Here is a 22,457-nt window from a genome sequence, read left to right as displayed (position 1 = left end):
CTACTTCAGATATCAAAAACCTTGAATTAATTAGGAAGTTCGATAAATATCAGGTGCACCTTCCGGCTGACCTTTAAATCGTTTATAGGTCCAAAGGTATTGCTCTGGTGCCAGCGCAACGCACTGCTCTACCGCTTGATTCAAAGACAGTGCAGCTTGAAGCTGATCCACATTCTCTAGCCCTTCTCGATCTGCTGGCATAAAGTGCAACTCAAATGAGCCTTTTGAATCACGCAAAGCGACCGCCAAAACACAGGCTGCTTTGGTTTTTTGCAATAATCGACTAATTAATGTCATGGTGCGGACAGGATGCCCCATAAAAGGAGCATGAACACCATTTTCTCCTGCATCTTGGTCTGGCAAAATTGCCGTCAACTGATTCGACTTTAATGCCTTCATTACTTGCTTTACTCCACACAAATCTGTTGGAGCCAAAGCCGCACCAAAACGCATTCTTGACTGGCGCATGGGTTGCTCAATCGGCGCTAATTTCGGCGGCTGATACATAAAAGTGGATGGATAGTGCATCGACAAATAACAGCCCATCAACTCCCAATTGCCAATGTGAGGAGCCAAAACAATCACGCCTTGCCCTTGATCAAAGGCTGCCTGCAAGTATTCTTTGCCATGAACATGGCGAATAATTGAGTTAATCTTTTTCTCAGGCCAAAACCACATTGCCCCTAATTCAAATATCGACTGGGCATTATGTTTGAGAACCTTGTTCACCATTGATTTTCGCTGATTTTCATTCAGCTTGGGATAAGCTGCGGAGATATTTGCACTCGCAATAAAGCGTTGTTTGTTGTTGGTCATTGACATTAACCGGCCGGTTAATTTTCCAAAAAATTGTGAAACCGATAACGGAAGCCAAGACAAAACCTTTAATAAGCCAATGGTGACTTTTGCAGCAAAATCTCTGGCTTTTCTCGATTTATTTGCCATTTCCTAACCCAGTAAGTTCATCAAGATTTGCCAAGCCATCATGATTGTCATCAGCAATTAACGGTTGCATCGCTGTCCACAAATTGGCATAGAGGTGCTTATTTTTTTGCTCCTGTGCCAATAATAACTGCTTCATCTCTTGGCGTTGTTGTGGCTTCGCGTAACAGGCAGGGCAATTATCAGGAATAACCGGCAAGCCAGCCGCAGTCGCAAAATCGCGCGTTTGATTTTCACGAACACGAACCAGCGGACGAATAATGCGAATATCGCCATCATCATTCAGATAATGCGCCTTCATGGTTCTTAGCTGACCGGCATTAAACGCCGACATAATAAAACTTTCCGCCAAATCATCTAAGTGCTGAGCCAAAGCTAAGACGTTATAACCCTCTCGTCGACAAGTCGTATAGAGCTTGCCGCGCTTTTGTCGGGAACAAAAGCTACAAAAGGAGTCCCCTTTCATATGCTTATCAGCCAAAGCAACCAAATCTTCTGACTCATAGAAGTACTGCACACCAATTTTTTGCTCCACCCACTCTTTCAAAGGCGAAGGATCAAACCCTGGAATTTCCGGGTCAATAGTGCAAGCAGCCAATTCAAATTTCACCGGTGCATGGCGTTGTAGGTGCTTTAAAATCACTAACAACGCCAAAGAGTCTTTTCCTCCTGACAATCCCAACATCACTCGATCACCATCACGCAACATTTTGAATTGCGCCATGGCACGACCCACTGGCTTCATAATGGCTTTCGGTGGTTTAATCCAATCTTTTGTACGTTCTTTTTTAGTCAACTTCATCGGCTTTTCGACAACTGCTTTGGGATCCGTCATCACTGGCACTCTCATGGCTGTAATTTTTAAATGCGTATTTTAACGGTTTTAATGGGCTAACGCTTCAAGAACCACAAAATTCCCGATTACGAGTCAATTTGCCTACCAATAAATTTTATTTCGCATAAAAAACTTTAGGGTTTAATTTAAATTAAGGTTGTTACAATCGAAACTAACAGTTGTTAGCAAGCAACCATAAAACATAAAACCAACTCAAAAACGAAAAAATAAAACAACTCGAGGAGAACACAATGAATAAGCGATTGATAGCGAGCACAATTTTAACCGGAAGTCTTGCCCTCCAAGGACTCGGTAATGCTCAAGCTTCAGAGCTAGATCCTTATTTGGCTGGATTTGCCGCCTATGCAAAAGAAAGCTCTTCATTAAGCGGTTCAGTAGAACAATACATCAAAGATGTTCAAAAAACCCAAAAGCAAGCTGGCTACATCGGCAAAACCTTAGATTTACCACAACCAACTAAAGTTATGAACGGTGTTTACACCGTGGTCGGTAGTTTAATTTGGCACACGCCTGAAAACTACGGCCTGAACAACAACCTTTCTTGGGTAGAATTTGAAGATGGCGTATTCGTTTTCAATGCCGGCCCGAACCCTGCTGTTGCTGCAAGTTTCCATAAAATAATTCAGAAACACACCAATAAGCCAGTCAAATGGGTAGCCGTAGAAAACTCTCAAGGTCATGCCTACTTGGGAGCAAGTTACTGGGTGGACAAAGGGGTTAAAAACCTTTACTCGAATGAGCAGGCAAACAGTGATTTCGATAATGGCTATGAAATGATTAAAGCGAGTTGGGCACGCCGAGTGGGTGAAAATATTACACTCTCTGCCCGTAATGTCAGTGACAAATTCACAACCTTTGAGGATAAATTAGTCATCGATGTCGGTGGCGGTGAAACCATTGAATTTCTAAACTTTGGACCAGGCCACACTCCAGGGTCAACCTTAGCTTACATCCCAAGTCGAAATTTGTTATTCACCGGTGATGTTGCCTATAATACACGCTCCCTTGCCTTCTTCTCCTACACGAACACAGGTTACTGGATTGATACTTTCAAAGCCATGAAAGCCGCAATGCCTGAAGATGTCACAGTGATTCCTGGTCATGGTGCGCCAACCGATATGGCGACCATTACCAAAGATACGCTTGGTTACTTGGAGTTCCTGCACGCGGAAGTGAATAAGAAAATTGCAGAAGGCGGAACCGAGGAAGATATGGGTTCAATTGACCAATCTGCTTACAAAGACCGCCCTGTATTCGAACAAACCGCTGAACAAAATGCCGTCCATGTTTATAAAGAATTAACAGGGGGAGATATGGGACTAAGTTTTGAATAAAACTTAGAACACAACATCGACAACGTTACCGGCCGGTATCATTTACCGGCCGGTAGCCTATTAAAGAGAAAATAGATGGATACTTATCATCGAATTTTAGAAGCTGCTGCCGAGCTTTTTGCACAACATGGCTATGAAGCCGTTACCATGCGAGACATTGCCAAAGCAAGCAACATTAAAGCCCCCTCTTTATACAACCACTTTCAAGACAAACAACACCTCTACCAAACCTGCTTACAATGGGTTTTTCGCCAACACAATGATCAACTCACCTCAGTTTTTAATAGTGATACTTCAACCGAATCGCAACTAAAGTCAGTCATTCAACTTAGCCTTGCCAAAATGACCGAAGATGAAAACTTTCGCCTATTGATTCAACGTGAATTACTCCAAAATGATAAAACTCGCCTACAGTTTTTAGCGCATGAAGTCATGTATGAAACCTGTCAACAAATGGAAGGCATTCTAAAGAACCTAGCTCCAAATGCGGATCATCATTTTTTGATTACTACCCTAATGGGTTTAGTGATGTTTCATGTCCAAATTGGACCTATGCGAGAATTCCTACCGAGTAGCGATTCCAAGCATCATCAACTTGAGTACCTCAGCGAAGGCATTTTCAAACTATTTATTCAAAACTTCCATTAAATGCAATCTTCACTTACCTAATCCCTCAAACACCCTCTCAGACAAACCTTGGCCTTATGACAAAGTCATTGCAGGTTTTTCCTTAAGTTGAAACTGCATAACCTTATCTTGCAACCCACCCATTTGATCAATAATTTCAGCCGATGTCGCTGTCACTTGTTCAACCAACTCTGCATTGGCTTGCGTTGTCTGTTCAATTTCCAACAATGACTGATTCACCTCAGAAATCGACTCGTTTTGATGCTCAATCGAATTCTGCATTTTTAATGCTTGGTTGGCAATCTGTTCAATATTCTGTGCGTTCTTGCCAAAAATCTGCTGAGTTTTTGAGGTTAAATCCATACCAACTGACACTTTTTCCAAGGTATCTGCCGTAACCTGTCGAATTTGTTTCGATGCCTCGCTTGATCGATTCGCAAGGCTTCGGACCTCTTGCGCAACCACTGCAAAACCACGCCCCATTTCACCTGCACGCGCAGCTTCCACCGAAGCATTTAAAGCCAATAAATTTGTTTGAAAGGCGATACTGTCAATCACCTCCGTCATGGAAGAAATTTGTTGACTGGCCGCTTCAATTTGCTGCATGGCATTGACCATTTCATCAATGGTGGCTAAACCAGAATTCGAGGATTCTTTTACCGAATAAGAAGCTTTTGCCATTTCATTCGACTGCTGATAACTGCCTTCCAAAAAGGTCATCATCGTGCCCATTCGCGCTGAGGTTTTTTGTATAAATCCAGCTTGTTTTAGAACACGCTGATTCAATTCTTCATTTCCTTGACTGATTTCCGCCACTCCTGTTTCCGCCTTTAATGTTGAGGCTTTTACTTCTTCTAACATCAGACTGATTTTCGTTGCCATATTACCCATGTGGTCTTTTAGCTCATACAAACGTCCTTGGAACTCACCTTCCATTTCATACGAGAAATCCCCCTGACTATAGGCTTGCAATGCGGTTACTTTTTGCAAAATGGCAGACTCTAAATTATCCAACGCATCATTAAAGTGAAGCTTGAGGTTTGCTAAATCTCCCGGCATCTCATTCTCAATTCGGCAAGAAAAGTCACCTTGCTCCATGGTCTTGGAAATAACTTGTACTTCCTCTATTGCCTGTCGCTGTTGTTTCAAAGCTCGCTGTAAACTTCTCAAAACCACTTGATATTGTCCTGGATACGCATCAACGGCAATTTGATACTTTAAATTGCCTTGTGCCAAAGCATGGCTGACTTCTTCGATTTCATTCAATGTCTGTTGAATATAAGACAAGCTTTGATTGAAGTGGTCTGCCATTTTTTTGAGGTCACCACGATAATCATTCGATAACGTCAAATTCAAATCACCTTGCGCCATCGCCTCACTGGTTGAAATCACTTCCTTCATAGAACTGGAAAAAGTTTGCAAAAGCTCACCGATTACATTTTCCATATCCGTTAATTCATTACGCCCTTTGGCCGGTGACCAGCTATCAAACACCATTGTTTGCTGCATATTACGCACTTTAGCTTTCATTTTAGACAAGGGTTGCGTAATCGAATTTAAGAAAATAAAGTTAATGATCAGCATCAACAGCAAACCAACCACAGCAATCCATAACATCCATTCGATTCGATCGCCAGCCAACACTTCCACCTCATCCAAGGCATGAACACTCTTTTGCTGGTAATCACCGCTAACTTTGTCAAAAAGGCTCTGCCCTTGATTGATAAGCGTATAAATCGTCTGATTATTTTCTTGTGCAGTGTGCATCGCATCACGAATGTCATGCATGCTTTCTACCAAGCTGTCACGAGAGTTTACAAACCCTTCAAGACTCTCTTGCAATAAAAAAGCACTGGCCAACGATTCAGAAAATTGTTCAATGATCTTATCTGCCGAATCTCCTAAGCCTTTCTGGTGAAAATTTTGCAAAACATCTGGGTTATTTGAAACCAAATACAAAGGCGCTAATCGTTTTGATTCCTCAAGCTTGTTTAAAAGCGTTTCGGACAACGAAAGGAGCTCGGATGAGTCTTGTACATAGTCACTTAGGCTCAACGACTGGAGCTGTTTCTCCATATTGCGAAGACTGGTTTCAATACCGAATTCATAGGTATTTTCAATATCTTTTCTCAAAAAAAGATAACTAGCCACCACCTTTCGTAAATCCAACAGAATAGGATCCACCTGCAAAACGTCATTCAACAAAGATTTTGTGGGATTAAGCAGCACTTCGGCTTGCGCTTCAAGTTGTACTGGATTTAACTCTGAAGCCTCATTTTGAGAATCTACTGAGTTCTTTACCGGCCGGTAATAACCATTATTATCCAAAGCCAGCTCAACACCTTTTGATTCAAATAAATTGACCAACTCTTCTCGAAAAGATTCGCTACGAGAGTAAAACGCCTGCTGTGCTGCATCAGTTCGATTGAGTAATGCATTCATCATCTGATCAATCATTTGGCGATAAGAATGGGTAAGTTGGTTAACAGGTACAACATCCGTTGCTTGCAATTCAATAAGCGATTGAGAAGCCGATTGAGCCTTAAAAAGTCCACTCAAACCACTGTAAACAATGACTAATGTAATCAAAACACCCAATGACAGGTTCAGCCACAGTCGTTGCGCAATACTTAGATTTTTCATTGGTCACCTCCCACTTTCAAAAACAGTGGGAGCATAAATTACTTTTATAACCCCGAAATGACACTTTTATTAAATCATTCTTTTGTGTTATTGAAAACAATAAAAAACATACTAAATAGCTAGAGCGCTAAAGTAAAAACAACCTCAAAAATTTCTCAATAATCTGCCGTCTGCAATCAATAAAATTGGAATTGTTAAACAGCGCTTAACAAAATTTTATGACAAACAATGAGTTTAGGAGAAAACAATGAAAATCTTGAATTGGTTAAAACTAAGCTTAGCCACTATTGCACTGACGCCAAGCATAGCGACTGCTACAGATAAATCCAAAGATCCATACATCGCAGCCTTTGAAAACTACGCAAAAGAAAACCCTGAATTGGCTGGTGCCATGAAAGCCTATGTCATGGATATTGAAAAAGCGGTGAAGCAAGATCCAGATTTAAAGTTTGATCCGCCTCATAATGAAGGGCATTAGTGTGGAATTTCACAATTAAAGCGAGTCAGTCGACTCAATAAGGAAATTATGGGGCTACTGAATACCCTAAATTAATTCAAGTGCCCTGAGTCAAACCATCGTTATAAGAGCGTTTAAAACCCTGTTTTTATTGCTAGTTGATTTTGACAGATACGCAATTGCGGCCATTATCTTTGGATTTGTATAGTGCTTGATCCGCAATTTGAATCATGTCCTCAATCTCAAACGCATCATTATCCAAGGTCACTCCAAAGCTACAGGTGACCTTCAAGCCCTCTGAGAATTCATGCGCGGCAATCACTTGGCGAAGATTTTCTGCAATGCGCTCTGCACTCTGGATATCATGAATCTTAACCACCAAAATGAATTCTTCGCCTCCCCAGCGGATCAATAGATCTTCATCTCGTATGGTACGTTTTACCAAGACGACGATTTCTTTAAGAATATCATCCCCCAGATTGTGGCCATAGCTATCATTAAAGGATTTGAAATAATCAATATCAAACAAAATCAAACCGAGCGACTTGTTCGCTTGTTTTGTTATATCGCGAAGTACAGGAAGCACATGATTCAAATAACTTCGGTTTCGAGCCCCCGTCAGATAGTCAGTCGTCGCTCGGTTTTCCAGCTCAAAGTGTTCAAGCATCGTGTCGGTGATATCATTGAAACCAATGATAAATCGTCCCTCAGAAAATCTTGAAAGACTAAAGTTGAAAATACAATCTTCCCCTTTATGATTTGCCATTTGCACCATTCGTTCAGAATGCTTCAACGTCATAGCAAACTCTAACCACGAAGTACCTTCGGGTACTTTTCCAAGATGGAAAAAACGATCATTCCGCCGAAAATGGTCACAGATACAGTGGCTCATCTGTTTAAACTGATCTAAAGATTCAACTTCAAAAAAATCTAGAAATGCTTGGTTAACATTGATGATATCTTCCCCGTCATTGATTACCACAATCGATTTTTGCGAATCCAAAATCTGTTGGGTCTTTTGAGACATCTGCCGAGCATTTTGAGCATTCATCCATTCCTTGAAAACAAAGGCAAGCGTTAAGGCAATAATGACTAAGCCGATTAAATACATCAGCAAATAGTGCGATTTAATATTCTGCAACGCATCATTCTGGTCAACCAAAATATAGGTAGCAACAACCTTATCCGTAACGGGGTTGCTTAAAGGAATCAAAGTAAACAATTTCTGTCCATCGAACGACTCAACGGAAAAGACCTTTCCTTTATCAATTTGATTTTCAAGCTTTCCAATATCAACAAATTGATTGTCAATATTGGCGCAATGCGCACCGCTTTTTAGCTTAGCCTGCATCTCCCTATCGAAGGCATAGTTTGGAAACAAGCATTGAATATAGTTGTCCCTCTCGCTTTCAAACACTTTTTCCTCGACGACTGATTTTTTGATAATAAACTCAGAGTTAATGCCAAATGTTTTTGCAAAATCCTGTGCAATCGCATATGGACTAAAAGAGACTTCGACGGAGCCTAAATGCTGCTCACTCGGAGTACCTGCATGCTGAGTGATTGGAAAAATATAACGGTAACCATTAAAAATTCGCCCTTCTTCAAAACCATGAATGGCTTGATAGGTTCGGTTCACATATTCAACGGTTTTGCGTATACCGGTTAAATTGTCACCAAATTTCGCCGGCCGGTGCATTCTTAATAAACTCTCATTGTTTCTCAGATGAAAGTGCAGTTGCCGTAAGTTACCGCCCCTCAGAACTTCATAATCCTCGTTCAAAAGGTTTTGTAGCTCTTGGCGAACAAAAGCTTTACTCTGCTCGCCATTATAAGCTTGCTCCATTAAATCAATAACGCTCTGTTTATTAATGAGAAGCTGTAACGTCGTCAATGCAACCGATTGATATTTGTCTTTAATAATTTCATAGCTTTTGTTAATGGATTGATTATGCATTTCCAAATAAGCTTCACGTTCTTTTAAATAAGACGCATAGAAAGCCGCTGCACTGATAAGCATCAAGACAATGAAAAGCGCAATAAAAACTTTGAATTTCGATTTTTGATGTTTAAGGTTTGGTTGGCGTTTCAAACCTAATGCATAAAAAAGAATGAATAAAACCACTAATGTTAGCGCTACGGCCAACTTAATATTATTGGTTTGAACACGGATAAGGCTGAAATCAATGTCGGTGATGGGCTTGAAAATAAAGTAATCCGCCAGCTTTTCATTGTTTTTCCCCATAATAGGAATGGAAAAAACAACCCTGTTTTGATCTTGCGCATAGAAGTAACTTTCAAATTCGACCGAATTCAAATTAAGTTCATTAAATAACTCAATATCTTCCTGATTAGCGTTAAGGTTCGCGACATAGCGCTTACCGACGAATGTATTCGTGAACGGATGCTTAATTTGAGAGAAGTAGCTTTCCTGGGCAAGAATCAGACTATCAAAACCTTCTTTTCTAAGCCTTTCAACAATCGAGTTAAAATGCGTAATGACCTCTAACAAACCGAGAAATTCACCTCTATGATTATATATAGGCACCATCGCTTTGAAGCTTAAATCATAATTCCCAATACTAATGCCAGTCAGCACTCTTGGCTGCTCAAGAAAACTTTGCAAATCCGGACGGATTTTACTGAGATTCTGCCCAACACTTTCTGTCCAACTTCGGGCAATCGCAACCCCGTTTTGATCAATGAGTTGCACCCAAATATTCTTGTACTCATCCACTTGAGATAACTGATTTGCCATGTTTTTCAAAACATAATTTGAAGGGTTTGAGGAAGCGAATAGATCAATAATTTTGGAGTTGTGGGCCAATGAAATAGCTATACTTTTGGAGGAGCTCTGCTTTTCATCAATAAGCGAGAGTAACTGATGTTCTGCTTGTTTTTGTATTTGCTGAAAGGTCTTATCTAAAAGCTGCCGCTCTTTTTCAACTAGAAGCTGATATCCAATAGCCAAAACCAATGTCATTAAAACAATCAGCAAGCCAACCGAACCAATTTTTAAGCGATTCCTAAAGAAGCTCATCCTTGCTTAACACCTAACAAATCATATTTATATAAGGTAATTCTTTTTTATTTTGAAATGAAATCGATTTGCTTTCTGAACACTCATTCGGCAATTCAATGGTAAGTAGTCGATTCTGAATAACTCGTTTAATTTATGGCAAAGCCAGTTATTCAGAACCGACTAAGTAACTATACTTAAAAAAACAAACATATTTTTAAAAATTAGGGCTTAATTTACTTTATTCCTACAGGGCACTTCCTCTAAAACGGCAAAAACAAATCTCCAAACCCCCAAATCAAGGTACCGACAACAACCGTGAAATGGGCAGTCCAGACCTTTTTTCGATGCCATTTGGAAGGAGACAAGTCTGGAATATTGTCTTTAGCAGTAATTTCATCCAAACGTCGATAAAGCGTATCAAATTCTTGATGAATCAAAGTGTATTCGCTCATGACTGCAAACAGGACGACCAAACTTCCAAAACGAGCAAACCACATCGAATCAAAAAACAGCCCCGCCAATAAACCAATGACAATCATTAACCAAGCGAGTAATAAAAATCCTGTTCCCTTGCGGAAAAATTGCAAATCATTCTCCTTTTCCTAAATTTTCCTACTCAAACCTAAAAATAGCCTGAATTTTCACAACCTGTAAAACATTTTATGCCACAATTTAGACTGATATCGTTTAATAAACACCACTAAAACAAACCTATGCCAGAACATCCAACAGAACATCTCCTGAAGTCAAGCGACAAAGAGATGAACGAAATGTTATCCGATCTTCTATCAGCCTTTCCAGAGCTAACCAGACACAATGACAGTGCTTTTTCAGATACTCGACCAACAGAATTGAGAGTTGAGGAAATCATGAAACTGCCGAAGGAGAAGCTTTCTAAGTTCAATCGTTTTCTTCGAAAACTTATCCAATGCTATAGCGTGGAAGAAATTTTACAGGCTGAACAAATACTGTTGACCAAACATCAAGAAAATCCTCACCAAATCGAAAGTTACTACGGCAAACTTCGTGCACATGAACTACAACTTTTGCAAACAGACCAACTCTGCAAAGAAGAATTTGAAAGCCATTGGCAAAAGATTCTTCTCCATGAAATCAACCGCTCTATAACTTAGAAGGTTTTTAACTGTAAAAAAAAGCAGCCAATCGAATCTCGAAAGGCTGCTTTAAATAAAAAATTAAGCCTCACTCAATTTGAGTTTTAGCCGATTAGCGCTGGTAAATTCTTATACAAAATGAACAATCCCATTAGCACCATAAAGAGCGCGAACCCTTTTTTCAGAGCATTTTGATCGACCTTAGAACTAATCTTGTGGCCAATCCACCCCCCTAAAATACCAATCGCTGAGAAAATCAAAATAATGTTCCAGTCGAGCTGCAGATTCAGCTTTTCTAACACCGGAAGATAGCCAACAAATCCAGCAAACGACTTCGCTGTAATAATCACCAAACTGGTTCCCACAGCCATACGCATTGACAATCCGCCAAGTAAAACCAACGCGGGAATAATCAAAAAGCCGCCGCCGACACCAACCAATCCCGTGACACCGCCCACCACAAAACCATCAATTGCGATTTTGTAGAATGCACGCGCTTCTCGCTCTTCATCTTGCAACTTTACCGGCCGGTACATCAGAACGGCTGCGATCAGCAATAATACCGTGAAGACCAACATCTGCATGGCATCTGAGACAAAGTTAGCTGTCCAAGCACCAAAAACTGCCCCTGCCATTCCAGGGATACCAAACATAAAAACGGTTCGCCAATCAACTAGCTTCTGTTTTGCATAAGGGATCAACGAAAACAAACTGATGATTCCGACAATCATCAATGAACCGGCAATCGCCACTTTTGTCTCTTGACCAACGACGTAATTCAGTACAGGAACTGTCAAAATCGAGCCACCCGATCCTAAGAGCCCGAGTGTAATCCCAATAAAGAGGGCGCCAATCCAGGCTAAAACCATAGTTCACTCCTAAAGATTCATAAAATATTTATCGCATTATAAAACGTTTATATAACAACAATCTGACAATAAGCTTTCCATAACTTTACCTTAGAAAAGACAACCTTCTCCCTAAACTTGTTGTTAAAGCAGCCTTTCAGTGATCAAAACAAGACCGGCCGGCCTCTTTTAACAGAAATGATCAAGGTCTAACAAAAATCTAACGGCGTTTCAAAAAGACACCACTTTCAATATGATGCGAATAAGGAAACTGATCGAATAAAGCCGTGGAAACCAACTCGTGAGACTGACAAATTACTTCCAGATCTCTCGCCAAGGTTTCTGGATTACAAGAGATGTACAAAATATTGTCGTACTCCGTCACCATTTGTCGCGTCAAATCATCCAACCCCGAGCGTGGAGGATCAACAAAAATTGTACTGAAATCATAAGATGACAAATCCACATCTTTCAGCCGAAAAAACTCACGTCCATTCAAAGCTTCCGTCACCTCTTCCGCAGCAAGCTTAACAATCACCAAATTATCGATTTGGTTATCTGCAATATTAACTTGAGCAGATGCCACAGACGTTTTCGAAATCTCGGTCGCCAGTACTCGATTGAAGTTTTCAGCCAGTGCAATTGAAAAATTACCATTGCCGCAATACAACTCAATCAAGTCACCGCCACAATTTTGTGTCTGCTTTCTCGCCCAGTGCAACATGGATTGCGCCATGAAAGGATTCGGCTGAGTGAAGCTGTTTTCAATCTGTTGATATCGAAACGGCTTACCATCGACGTTTAATGTCTCTGTGACAAAGTCTTGGTCAAGGACAATCTTTTGTTTTCGCGCTCGCCCAATAATATGGGTAATAGGAAGCTTCTCTTTTAAAGCATTCGCAGCGGACAACCAAGCATCATCGCCTTCTATCGGCCGACGATAAATCAGAGTGACCAGCATTTCACCTGAAAGCGTCGCTAAAAAGTCGATTTGAAACAGTTTGCTTCGTAAAACCGGCGTTGATTTGATTTCCGCCATCAAAGGCTGCATTAAATCGGCAATCGGTTGAATCGCCATAGGGCAAGCATCAATTTTAACTTTCTGCTTGGTTTCTTGGTCAAACATGATGTAAAAGGAATCATCCTCTTCATGCCAAATGCGGAACTCTGCCCTTGCTCGAAAATGACTTTTAGGTGATTCAAACGCTTCAAAATTTGGAACAGAAGGCAATAACTCAGTCAATCTCGTTGTTTTTTCTTGAAGCTGTTGAGCATAATTTTCAGGAAAGACTTGGCACAACATAATTCAAAACCCTTTATCAATAGCAAAACTGTTGCAGATTATAAACGAGGTGCCAAGCTTACGCTGACGATTCCAAATTCTTGCACATTTAAGGTTGAGATAAACACATTTAAGCACTAGATAAAAACACGTAGCAAGACTATACTGACTTTTCCTATTAAATAATGGTTTTGCCAACTCTGAGTTTTCTATGACACAATCCGTTTTTCTCATCGTTGATGATCAAAAATCCATCGCTCAATTACTGAAACAGAATTTAGAAAAAATCTCCCCTATCCCTGTTCTCACTTGTCATAGCTTATCTGAAGTTGAACAAACCATCGCAGACACAACAATTAAAATAGAAGTCTGCCTGTGTGACCTGAACTTGCCAGACGCTCCAAAAGGCGAAACCATTGATGTACTCAATCAACATCAAATCACTGCAGTCGTTTTGAGTGGCACTTTCAATGAAAACATCCGCAAAGAGATGCTTAAAAAACAAGTCGCTGACTTTGTACTGAAAGACAGTCCAGCATCAATCGACTATGCAATAAAGGTCTTACTGAACATTTATCGCAACGCGCAAAGAGAAATTCTACTGCTTGGAAAGCAAGACTCCAATTATCGAAACTTTCTCGAAACGCTTCTTAAACGCCATCGCTACCAAGTGACAGCCACCGAACAATTGCCCAACCTTGATGACATGGATAGTAAAAACCTTCCATCCATGATTCTCATCGAAAACTCGACCAAACTTGGTAGCTCAGACGTCATGAATTTCCTCTCAAAAGTCCGACAGAAGTTTGACTCGCATCAACTGCCATTGATGGCGTGTGAGCCTGAACAAAACATCGCCAATGCAATTAAAATGATGAAATATGGCGTCAATGACTTTTTCAATACACAGTCCAGTCCAGAAGAAATTCATGTGCGAATTCGCCAGAATATTGAACTGTGCGAATCTTACAAAGAAGTCGAATTTTTTTCACAGATTGACCCCTTAACTGAACTCTATAACCGTCGCCATTTTTACAAAATTGGTGAAGAGTGCTTCCAAAAATGTCAATACAATCAACAGCAATACTTTACGATTATGCTTGATATAGACCATTTCAAAGCGGTCAATGATAGCTACGGTCATACAAAAGGCGATGAAGTGATTCGCTACACAGCGCAAATGATTCAAACCATTTTCCATAATGAAATTGTTGGACGTTTTGGTGGAGAAGAGTTTTGCGTATTTGGTTGCGCGAATGATTCGAAATCCATGACTGAGCAAATCACTCAAAAAACCAAACTTCTTCTAAAAACGATAGAAACCCAATCCGATATTGATACAGGAATTGCATACACCTTGAGTGCAGGCATGAGTTTTCATGGGGACGACATCTTTCAGACCATAAATCTGGCTGACAAAGCGTTGTACTACTCTAAAGAGAATGGTCGTAATCAAGTGAATTTATGCAAATAAACAATGAATGATTCAATATCTTATTCTGCCTATCTACCAAAAAGATAAGGCATACTGCCTTATCAGCCCATTCCCTCAGCCACTCGAAATTTATACCGGCCGGTTAAATCGGTTAAAATAGCGCCCAATTTTGTTTTTACCAAGAGTGCTTAACACGCTCTTACTTAATTCTGGGGCTAAAAACCGATGAGTTCACGCGCACAACGTATCGCCACTTTAAAATCACTTCTTGCCGAAAGAGTCGTCATTCTGGATGGCGCTATGGGGACTATGATTCAAAATATGAATCTAACGGAAGAAGATTTCCGTGGCGAGCGTTTTGCCGATTATCATATGGACATCAAAGGCAATAACGACATCTTGGCGATGACCAAACCGGATGTGATTCGCGACATCCATTTGGACTTTTTGCGAAAGGGCGTCGATATCGTTGAGACGAACTCCTTTAACGCGACCACGATTGCCCAAGCCGATTACGACATGCAAGACTATGTCAGCGAGTTAAACCTCGCCTGTGCCAAAGTCGCTCGCGAAGCCTGCGATATTGCCGAGTCAGAAGACGGCAAACCACGTTTTGTCGCTGGTGTGCTTGGGCCAACAAACCGCACCGCTTCCATTTCGCCTGACGTCAATGATCCAGGTTACCGCAACACCTCTTTTGACGAACTGGTCGAAGCTTACAAACAAGCGACTCGCGCCCTGTTAGAAGGCGGTGTAGACACCATTTTAATTGAAACCATTTTCGATACCCTCAATGCCAAAGCCGCGATTTTTGCCGTTAAAGAGGTGGAAAACGAATTACGCGAAGCGTGGCATAAGCGGAAAGATGAATATTTCGCTCAGAACACGACGGCAGCCGAAGTAGCAGCAGAGTTAACTGAAGTTAATGAGCAGCGCAGTGAGGCTGCCAACAAAGTGCTGAGTGAAATAGGCGCTTTCCCAGAAGTGCCTATTATGTTGAGCGGTACTATCACTGACGCATCCGGTCGTACTTTAAGTGGTCAAACCACAGAAGCCTTTTACAATGCAGTGGCTCACGCTGAACCACTGTCGGTTGGTCTTAACTGTGCGCTTGGGCCAGAAGAACTGCGCCCTTATGTACAAGAGTTAAGCCGTGTTTGTGAAACCTACGTTTCCGTGCATCCGAATGCCGGTTTGCCAAACGAGTTTGGTGAATACGACGAAACACCGGAACAAATGGCGGCAGAAATCAAACACTGGGCGGAACACGGCTGGATCAATATCATTGGTGGCTGTTGCGGGACTACGCCGGATCATGTCGAAGCCATGGCAAACGCTGCTTTGGCACATCCAGCCCGAACTTTGCCGAACGTCAAACCTGCCTGTCGCCTATCGGGTTTAGAACCATTAAACATTGATGAAAGCACACTGTTCGTCAATGTCGGTGAGCGGAACAACGTCACAGGTTCTGCCAAATTCAAACGCCTGATTATCGAAGAGAACTACGAAGAAGCAATTGAGATCGCGGTTAAACAGGTAGAAGACGGCGCACAAATTATCGATGTGAACATGGATGAAGGGATGCTGGACGCTAAGGCGTGCATGGTCAAATTCCTAAACCTATTGGCTTCCGAACCGGAAGCCTCGCGTGTACCAATTATGATCGACTCCTCTAAATGGGAAGTCATTGAAGCTGGCCTGAAATGTATTCAAGGTAAAGGCGTGGTCAACTCCATCTCTCTGAAAGAGGGAGAAGAAGCCTTTATCGAACACGCGCGCAAAGTCAAACAATACGGTGCTGCGACCATTGTTATGGCCTTTGATGAAGACGGTCAAGCGGATACGCTAGAGCGCAAAATCGAAATCTGCGAACGCTCGTATCGCGTGCTAGTCGACAAGGTTGGCTTCCTGCCGCAAGACATTATTTTCGACCCGAATATCTTCGCGGTCGCGACCGGTATTGAAGAACACAATAACTACGGTCTGGACTTTATCAATGCAGTGACATGGATTAAAGCCAATCTACCGCATGCCAAAATTTCCGGTGGTGTTTCCAATGTCTCCTTCTCCTTCCGTGGCAACAATCCGGTGCGTGAAGCGATTCACTCGGTATTCCTCTACTACGCAATTAAAGAAGGCATGGACATGGGGATTGTCAACGCCGGCCAAATGGCAATTTACGATGACCTACCGGAAAAACTGCGTCTGGCCGTTGAAGACGTCATTCTCAACAAAGACCCTGAAGCTGGAGAGCGCTTGCTAGAAGTCGCGGAAGAATTCCGTGGTGACGGCACAGCAGCCAGCAAGGTTGCCGATACTAAATGGCGTGAAGAAAGCGTTGAAAAACGTTTGGAACACGCACTGGTCAAAGGCATTACCGACTATATCGAAGAAGATACCGAGGAAGCTTACCAAAAACTCGGTTCAGGGCTATTAGTCATCGAAGGTCCTCTAATGGACGGTATGAACGTGGTCGGTGACCTGTTCGGTTCTGGAAAAATGTTCCTGCCGCAGGTCGTTAAATCAGCACGTGTCATGAAGCGCGCAGTGGCCTATCTTGACCCTTATCTTCTAGCGGCGAAAACTGAAGGTCAAGCGAACGGAAAAATCGTCATGGCGACCGTTAAAGGTGACGTGCACGATATCGGTAAAAACATTGTGGGTGTGGTACTACAATGTAATAACTTTGAAGTCATCGACCTCGGTGTAATGGTACCGGCCGAAAAAATTCTTGATACAGCGGTTAAAGAAGGCGCAAACGTCATCGGACTTTCCGGTCTGATCACTCCATCTCTGGAAGAGATGGTCAATGTCGCCAAGTTGATGAAAGAACGTAATATGGACTTGCCGCTGTTAATCGGTGGCGCAACCACTTCCAAAGCGCATACCGCGGTGAAAATCGAACCGCAATACGATCATCCAGTGGTTTACGTAAAAGATGCATCGCGTGCGGTCGGTGTCGCACAAAGTTTGATTTCCAATGACCTGAAAGTCGACTTCGCCGCCAAGATTCGTGCCGAATACGAAACCGTGCGCGAAGAGCGTAAAGCTCGTGCCAAGCAGGTCAAACGAGTACCGATTAATAAGGCTCGCGAAAACCGCATTGAAATCGACTGGAAAGATTACCGGCCGGTAAAACCTTCATTCCTTGGCTCACGTGTCATTGAAGACTTCCCGTTGGAAAAATTGTTGGAACGTTTCGACTGGTCGCCATTCTTCCAATCTTGGGAACTACACGGCCTCTTCCCTCGCATTTTGGATGACAAGGTCGTCGGTGAAGAAGCGAAAAAAGTCTATGCCGATGCACAAGCGATGCTGAAACAAATCATTTCTGAAAAATGGCTGACTGCCAAAGCGGTTTACGGCTTCTATCCAGCGAATGCAATTGGCGATGATATTGAAGTCTATACTGACGAATCGCGCACCGAAGTGCTAACCGTACTGCACAACTTACGCCAACAGGCGGAGAAAAAACGCGGCGGTTATAACCAATGCTTGTCGGATTATGTAGCTCCAAAAGACACTGAAATTGCCGATTACGTCGGTCTATTCGCAGTTTCTGGTGGTATCGGCTGTGATGAAAAAGCAGCAGAATTTGAAGCCGATCACGATGACTACAAATCAATCATGCTCAAAGCGTTGGCCGACCGCTTTGCAGAAGCCTTTGCCGAAACATTGCATGAAATCGTGCGTAAAGAAGAATGGGGCTATGCGCCGAATGAAGACTTGGACAACGAAGCACTCATTCGTGAAAAATACCAAGGTATCCGCCCTGCACCGGGTTATCCTGCTTGTCCGGAGCACACCGAAAAAGGCACCATCTGGGAACTGCTAAAACCGGATAGCGAAATCGGTTTAGAGCTAACGTCTAGCTACGCCATGACGCCAACGGCTGCGGTTTCCGGTGTCTACTTCTCACACCCAGAGTCTAAATACTTCGGTATCGGCTCACTTGGTCGCGACCAAGTCGAAGACTACGCTCACCGCAAAGGCTGGTCAATCGAAGAAACCGAAAAATGGCTCGCACCAAATCTAGGCTATGACCCTGAAGATTTTGCGCAGTAGATATACCAAGCCCTTAATATACTCCATTGAATCCTAACGAATGAGGTAGTAACTTTTGATTCAAGTATTCGATGTTACAAATTGGACTAAGGATGAGCACCATGCAATATTTCCTGTCGGCGCTCGAGATAAGGAAATGTTATGGTCTCCTGTCTCAATAAACACTGAGAGCTTAAAACCAAATTGGCCCTATTTATTTAAAGAATCAATAAATCGCTATCCCGATCAATTCTGGACTGAAATTGTTGCCCATATCATTTCTAAATATTTAGGGGTTGATGTTCCAAAGGCTCTTCCAGCCATAATGATTAGTGACGGTGAAGTAATATGCGGCTCTCTGATCGAGTGGTTTTACGATGTAACTGATGAACGATTCATCCATGCAGGATCATACTTTAAAAGATTGATACCTAATTTTGATGATCGAACCGGCAAAGAACACAACCTTGAAGATATGACTCTTATTATAAGAACGCTCTCTGTTCATTATGGCTTAGTCACAAATCGTATAGAATGGTTAGCGGACATGGCCTTATTCGATGCATTAATTGGTAATACAGATAGACACCAAGAAAATTGGGGCGTAGTTTTTCAAAGCAACGATAAATCTCGTTTAAGTCCTCTATTTGATAACGGAACATCTCTAGGTCATGAAAGATTCTTAGATAAAATTTCTAAATGGAACAAAAACCGAACCATTGAGTATATCAATAAAGGCCGTCATCATTTAAGATTTACAAAAGACGACACTAGAAATAGAATTCCACACTTTCATTTAGTAGGTGGTATTGCGAATCTTGACGATAAATTTCGACAATACATGAATTCTAAAATAGAAACCTTAAATTTAGAGAGAATGCTATCTGAAATTGAGACTTTGACTCGAATTGACATAGCCGTCCCATTTAGTGAAGAACGGTTAAATTGGATTCAAAAAAACATCACAATCAGACTAGAGTTAATTAAAGAAGAATTAAAAAATGATAGTGATTAATAATCCCATACATGTAAATACACTGTTTTTAACATGGCAATCGAACAAAGATCGTCATCAGCGTTACTTAGTGGGTGAAATTAAAAGACAAAACGATAAACATGAGTTCTCATATTTAACACAGACTCAAGACTATGCATCTGCATTAGAGCAAGGTTTTTTAGGCTATCCAGCATTCCCTTTAAACAAAGGGACATTTTCCAATGATGTGATGGCCACTTTTATGAAAAGATTACCGCCACGTTCACGTCGAGATTTTAAAAAATATTTAACTAACCATAACTTACCCGAAACTTTCGATGGTAGTGATTTCGATCTAATCACCCACACAGGAGTTCAACTTCCTAGTGATGGATTTGACTTAATTCCCAACCTAGAAGAAGCAACAATACCGTTTGATTACCTTATGGAACTTGCTGGCACTCGTTACTATTTAACTTACGAAGAAGTATCAAATCTAGATATTAACTCAGTGGTAGAGCTTAAAACTGAAGACTCTAATGAATATGATAATCAAGCTATTACAGTACTTATTGATAATAAAATTTTAGGTTACATAAACAAACTTTTATGCCCAACAGTTCGTAAATTAATGGATAGAAATATTGAGTGCAAAATTGCCAAAAAATCAGGGACTCAAGACAGACCCCTCATTTACGTCATGCTCAGAGTAAGGTAAGCAAACTGCTTCTAATCGTTGTCTTTCCAACACAGCTGCAATGGAGTGAGACTCCATTGCTTTTAATCTAGTCTATTTTCAATAACAATTCAGCCAGCTCAATTTGGTCATTGAGCAGTTGTTGGTGCCAATTTTGCAACTGTCCTGCGCACTCATTATCCACACAGTTTGTTGCCATCAATCTTCGATAAAATGCGCCAGTGCGTGTTTTTCAATTTTGAGCTTGGGTTTGTACGGGTACGGTGGTTAAACAGTCCATAATTGGGGGGCAGAGTAAAATTAAATTCTTATCATAATAGCGACATCTTTTTAACTTTTACATTCCACCTTTAATTAATCTAATCGACTTTACCTTACTTTTTTCTTTTCCTTCCTCTTCGTTACAGCCGCGTTCTATTTTTCTATGAGCAAAAACCCAGAACTAAAAGCGTTCAAAACATTTTATGCCATTTATTGGTTCTCCCCTGACTGCTTGATAAAGAATGAAAATTATTTTCCTATCAGGAATAATATTTTTCTCAAAAGAAAATAAAAATGGTATTCTTATCAGGAATCTTTATTGAATTTTAAGAAATACTCTTAGCTAATCTTATCGACGAAAGGAGAGAACTATGGCAAATTCATGGCGTATGGCGGCACTGGCTGAAAGACACCGTGCTTTGGGGTCTAATCTGGAAGACTGGAATGGCATGCCCACCGCTTGGACTTACAGCAACAGCGGTTACACCCTAGCCGACGATCACGAAGCAATCCGAACTAAAGCGGGTTTAATGGATGTTTCTGGTCTTAAAAAAGTCCATTACATCGGCCCACATGCTGAAAGCTTGCTAGAGTGGGCAACCACTCGTGACATTTCAAAACTTTACCCAGGCAAATCCGTCTATGCGACCATGCTGAATGAAGCCGGTAAATTTATCGATGACTGTGTTATCTACCGCATGGGTCCTAACTCATTTATGGTCGTACACGGTACCGGAACCGGTTATGAGCGCCTAACTCAAGGTGCGATTGGTAAACAAGTCGCTGTATTGTTCGATGACGATTTGCACGATCTTTCACTGCAAGGGCCTGTCGCTGTAGACTTCCTAGCTGAACATGTTGAAGGAATTCGTAACCTGAACTATTTCCACCACATGCACACCACTCTTTTCGGTTGCCCAGTGACGATTTCACGCACAGGATACACAGGAGAGCGGGGTTACGAAATTTTCTGTAAGGCTAAAGATGCCGTAACTATCTGGGATAATATTCTGGAAAAAGGTAAGGACTTCGGCATCATCCCTTGCTCGTTCACGACTCTTGACTGGCTTCGTACTGAAAGCTATCTATTGTTCTTCCCATTCGACAACTCAGAAATGTATCCGTTCGAAAATGAACCGGCCGGTGACACGCTTTGGGAATTGGGTCTGGACTTTACCGTCTCTAAAGGCAAAACTGAATTCTGTGGTGCCTTTGAACACTTCCGCTTGAAAGGCAAAGAGCGCTTTAGCATCTTCGGTGTGTTACTTGATGGCAAAGACGCGCCTGCTGAAGGTGATGAACTTTGGGCAGATGGCAAAAAAGTCGGCGTGATTACCTGTGGTATGTACTCTCGCTTAACAGATAGAACCATGGCAATTGCTCGTCTAGAATTGCCTTATGCAAAACACGGCACGCCTCTAGAAGTTAAAGGTAGCCTTGAAGTATCGGCAATTGCACATACTATGCCGTTTGATGATCCAGAGAAGAAAAAACGTACCGCAAAAGGCTAATCGCGCTTTCTTTCTCAAACCTAAAAAGGCCGTTTTAACGGCCTTTTTTAGCGGTTTTTAGCTTTTCGGTTGCGCATGATTTCACGTTGAGTGAATAGATAAAGTTGCTCAACTTTATCACGAGCCCAAGGTGTTTTACGCAAAAAAGTGAGGCTCGATTTAATCGAGGGATTACTTTTAAAACAGTTCATTCGCGTCTTCTCTGCCAAGCCTTGCCAACCATAATATTCTTGTAATTCGGTGACAATGACCTTCAAGGTTATTCCATGTAATGGATTATTTCGCTGATTTGACGTCTGCTCCAAACGTGGGCGAGATGCGCGCGATTCTTTTTGACTACTTTCTGTAGGTTTTTGAGGGTTCGTCTGCGATTTATCGACCATTTTCATCTCCTTAAATAATCGAAT

17 protein-coding genes are annotated in these 22,457 nt (G+C 41.6%); 9 read left to right on the top strand and 8 right to left on the bottom strand.

Going from position 1 to position 22,457, the window contains the following annotated elements:
• Positions 1-30: 30 nt before the first annotated feature.
• Positions 31-945, bottom strand: coding sequence for a lysophospholipid acyltransferase family protein (locus tag D9T12_RS01095; RefSeq protein WP_130536443.1), 915 nt, complete (start codon positions 943-945; stop codon positions 31-33).
• The gene (locus tag D9T12_RS01090) at positions 935-1,744 is read right to left on the bottom strand and encodes a tRNA 2-thiocytidine biosynthesis TtcA family protein (RefSeq protein WP_130538473.1); all 810 of its coding nucleotides are present in this window, start codon (positions 1,742-1,744) and stop codon (positions 935-937) included. The genes D9T12_RS01095 and D9T12_RS01090 overlap by 11 nt, the downstream gene beginning before the upstream one ends.
• Before the next feature lie 284 nt (positions 1,745-2,028).
• Here D9T12_RS01090 and D9T12_RS01085 point away from each other — a divergent pair, with 284 nt between their 5' ends.
• Together D9T12_RS01085 and D9T12_RS01080 are read left to right on the top strand one after the other, a co-directional pair.
• Positions 2,029-3,132 carry an MBL fold metallo-hydrolase gene (locus tag D9T12_RS01085; protein ID WP_130536442.1) on the top strand — a complete coding sequence of 368 codons (1,104 nt, stop codon included), beginning with the start codon at positions 2,029-2,031 and terminating at the stop codon, positions 3,130-3,132.
• Positions 3,133-3,207: 75 nt separating this feature from the next.
• Positions 3,208-3,780 carry a TetR/AcrR family transcriptional regulator gene (locus tag D9T12_RS01080; RefSeq protein ID WP_130536441.1) on the top strand — a complete coding sequence of 191 codons (573 nt, stop codon included), beginning with the start codon at positions 3,208-3,210 and terminating at the stop codon, positions 3,778-3,780.
• A 54-nt stretch (positions 3,781-3,834) separates the two neighbouring features.
• Here D9T12_RS01080 and D9T12_RS01075 read toward each other — a convergent pair whose 3' ends face one another.
• Positions 3,835-6,402: a methyl-accepting chemotaxis protein gene (locus D9T12_RS01075; RefSeq protein ID WP_130536440.1), complete on the bottom strand. Its 2,568-nt coding sequence runs from the start codon at positions 6,400-6,402 to the stop codon at positions 3,835-3,837.
• Between the two features lie 247 nt (positions 6,403-6,649).
• On the opposite strand from D9T12_RS01075, the gene D9T12_RS01070 reads away from it, so the two are divergent.
• Positions 6,650-6,880, top strand: coding sequence for a hypothetical protein (locus D9T12_RS01070; RefSeq protein ID WP_130536439.1), 231 nt, complete (start codon positions 6,650-6,652; stop codon positions 6,878-6,880).
• A 133-nt stretch (positions 6,881-7,013) separates the two neighbouring features.
• Here the strand turns inward: D9T12_RS01070 and D9T12_RS01065 are convergent, their stop codons facing one another.
• Both D9T12_RS01065 and D9T12_RS01060 read right to left on the bottom strand, forming a co-directional pair.
• Positions 7,014-9,899 carry a diguanylate cyclase gene (locus tag D9T12_RS01065; RefSeq protein WP_130536438.1) on the bottom strand — a complete coding sequence of 962 codons (2,886 nt, stop codon included), beginning with the start codon at positions 9,897-9,899 and terminating at the stop codon, positions 7,014-7,016.
• 242 nt (positions 9,900-10,141) lie between these two features.
• Complete coding sequence (locus D9T12_RS01060) at positions 10,142-10,468, bottom strand: hypothetical protein (protein WP_240693204.1); 327 nt, start codon at positions 10,466-10,468, stop codon at positions 10,142-10,144.
• Positions 10,469-10,651: 183 nt separating this feature from the next.
• On the opposite strand from D9T12_RS01060, the gene D9T12_RS01055 reads away from it, so the two are divergent.
• Positions 10,652-11,014, top strand: coding sequence for a hypothetical protein (locus D9T12_RS01055; protein WP_130536437.1), 363 nt, complete (start codon positions 10,652-10,654; stop codon positions 11,012-11,014).
• Positions 11,015-11,100: 86 nt separating this feature from the next.
• Here D9T12_RS01055 and D9T12_RS01050 read toward each other — a convergent pair whose 3' ends face one another.
• Together D9T12_RS01050 and trmA are read right to left on the bottom strand one after the other, a co-directional pair.
• A complete protein-coding gene (locus D9T12_RS01050; protein ID WP_130536436.1) occupies positions 11,101-11,865 on the bottom strand; it encodes a sulfite exporter TauE/SafE family protein in 765 nt (254 codons plus the stop codon).
• A gap of 199 nt (positions 11,866-12,064) precedes the next feature.
• Positions 12,065-13,147: a tRNA (uridine(54)-C5)-methyltransferase TrmA gene (gene trmA / locus D9T12_RS01045; RefSeq protein ID WP_130536435.1), complete on the bottom strand. Its 1,083-nt coding sequence runs from the start codon at positions 13,145-13,147 to the stop codon at positions 12,065-12,067.
• 190 nt (positions 13,148-13,337) lie between these two features.
• Here trmA and D9T12_RS01040 point away from each other — a divergent pair, with 190 nt between their 5' ends.
• From D9T12_RS01040 to D9T12_RS01020, 5 genes are all read left to right on the top strand, one after another.
• On the top strand, positions 13,338-14,600 hold the full coding sequence (locus D9T12_RS01040; protein WP_130536434.1) for a diguanylate cyclase: 1,263 nt from the start codon (positions 13,338-13,340) through the stop codon (positions 14,598-14,600).
• 186 nt (positions 14,601-14,786) lie between these two features.
• A complete protein-coding gene (gene metH / locus D9T12_RS01035) occupies positions 14,787-18,626 on the top strand; it encodes a methionine synthase (protein WP_130536433.1) in 3,840 nt (1,279 codons plus the stop codon).
• 55 nt (positions 18,627-18,681) lie between these two features.
• Positions 18,682-19,620 carry a HipA domain-containing protein gene (locus D9T12_RS01030; RefSeq protein ID WP_130536432.1) on the top strand — a complete coding sequence of 313 codons (939 nt, stop codon included), beginning with the start codon at positions 18,682-18,684 and terminating at the stop codon, positions 19,618-19,620.
• On the top strand, positions 19,607-20,299 hold the full coding sequence (locus D9T12_RS01025; RefSeq protein ID WP_130536431.1) for an HIRAN domain-containing protein: 693 nt from the start codon (positions 19,607-19,609) through the stop codon (positions 20,297-20,299). Before D9T12_RS01030 ends, D9T12_RS01025 begins: the two co-directional genes overlap by 14 nt.
• A gap of 611 nt (positions 20,300-20,910) precedes the next feature.
• Entirely contained in the window at positions 20,911-22,050 is a 1,140-nt protein-coding gene (locus D9T12_RS01020) for an aminomethyl transferase family protein (RefSeq protein ID WP_130536430.1), read from the top strand.
• A gap of 47 nt (positions 22,051-22,097) precedes the next feature.
• On the opposite strand, the gene D9T12_RS01015 is transcribed toward D9T12_RS01020, so the two are convergent.
• Positions 22,098-22,433, bottom strand: a complete 336-nt coding sequence (locus tag D9T12_RS01015) for a VF530 family protein (protein ID WP_206199114.1) — start codon at positions 22,431-22,433, stop codon at positions 22,098-22,100.
• Positions 22,434-22,457: the final 24 nt, after the last annotated feature.

The sequence above is a fragment of the Thiomicrorhabdus indica genome, assembly GCF_004293625.1.
Lineage (GTDB): Bacteria > Pseudomonadota > Gammaproteobacteria > Thiomicrospirales > Thiomicrospiraceae > Thiomicrorhabdus > Thiomicrorhabdus indica.
This window is presented reverse-complemented; position numbering and strand designations above follow the sequence as displayed.

What these genes read in the sequence shown, in the direction of transcription:
- D9T12_RS01095 (WP_130536443.1), bottom strand. Translation starts at nt 945, where the DNA reads ATGGCAAATAAATCGAGAAAAGCCAGAGATTTTGCTGCAAAAGTCACC.
- D9T12_RS01090 (WP_130538473.1), bottom strand. Translation starts at nt 1,744, where the DNA reads ATGAAGTTGACTAAAAAAGAACGTACAAAAGATTGGATTAAACCACCG.
- D9T12_RS01085 (WP_130536442.1), top strand. Translation starts at nt 2,029, where the DNA reads ATGAATAAGCGATTGATAGCGAGCACAATTTTAACCGGAAGTCTTGCC.
- D9T12_RS01080 (WP_130536441.1), top strand. Translation starts at nt 3,208, where the DNA reads ATGGATACTTATCATCGAATTTTAGAAGCTGCTGCCGAGCTTTTTGCA.
- D9T12_RS01075 (WP_130536440.1), bottom strand. Translation starts at nt 6,402, where the DNA reads ATGAAAAATCTAAGTATTGCGCAACGACTGTGGCTGAACCTGTCATTG.
- D9T12_RS01070 (WP_130536439.1), top strand. Translation starts at nt 6,650, where the DNA reads ATGAAAATCTTGAATTGGTTAAAACTAAGCTTAGCCACTATTGCACTG.
- D9T12_RS01065 (WP_130536438.1), bottom strand. Translation starts at nt 9,899, where the DNA reads ATGAGCTTCTTTAGGAATCGCTTAAAAATTGGTTCGGTTGGCTTGCTG.
- D9T12_RS01055 (WP_130536437.1), top strand. Translation starts at nt 10,652, where the DNA reads ATGTTATCCGATCTTCTATCAGCCTTTCCAGAGCTAACCAGACACAAT.
- D9T12_RS01050 (WP_130536436.1), bottom strand. Translation starts at nt 11,865, where the DNA reads ATGGTTTTAGCCTGGATTGGCGCCCTCTTTATTGGGATTACACTCGGG.
- trmA (WP_130536435.1), bottom strand. Translation starts at nt 13,147, where the DNA reads ATGTTGTGCCAAGTCTTTCCTGAAAATTATGCTCAACAGCTTCAAGAA.
- D9T12_RS01040 (WP_130536434.1), top strand. Translation starts at nt 13,338, where the DNA reads ATGACACAATCCGTTTTTCTCATCGTTGATGATCAAAAATCCATCGCT.
- metH (WP_130536433.1), top strand. Translation starts at nt 14,787, where the DNA reads ATGAGTTCACGCGCACAACGTATCGCCACTTTAAAATCACTTCTTGCC.
- D9T12_RS01025 (WP_130536431.1), top strand. Translation starts at nt 19,607, where the DNA reads ATGATAGTGATTAATAATCCCATACATGTAAATACACTGTTTTTAACA.
- D9T12_RS01020 (WP_130536430.1), top strand. Translation starts at nt 20,911, where the DNA reads ATGGCAAATTCATGGCGTATGGCGGCACTGGCTGAAAGACACCGTGCT.
- D9T12_RS01015 (WP_206199114.1), bottom strand. Translation starts at nt 22,433, where the DNA reads ATGGTCGATAAATCGCAGACGAACCCTCAAAAACCTACAGAAAGTAGT.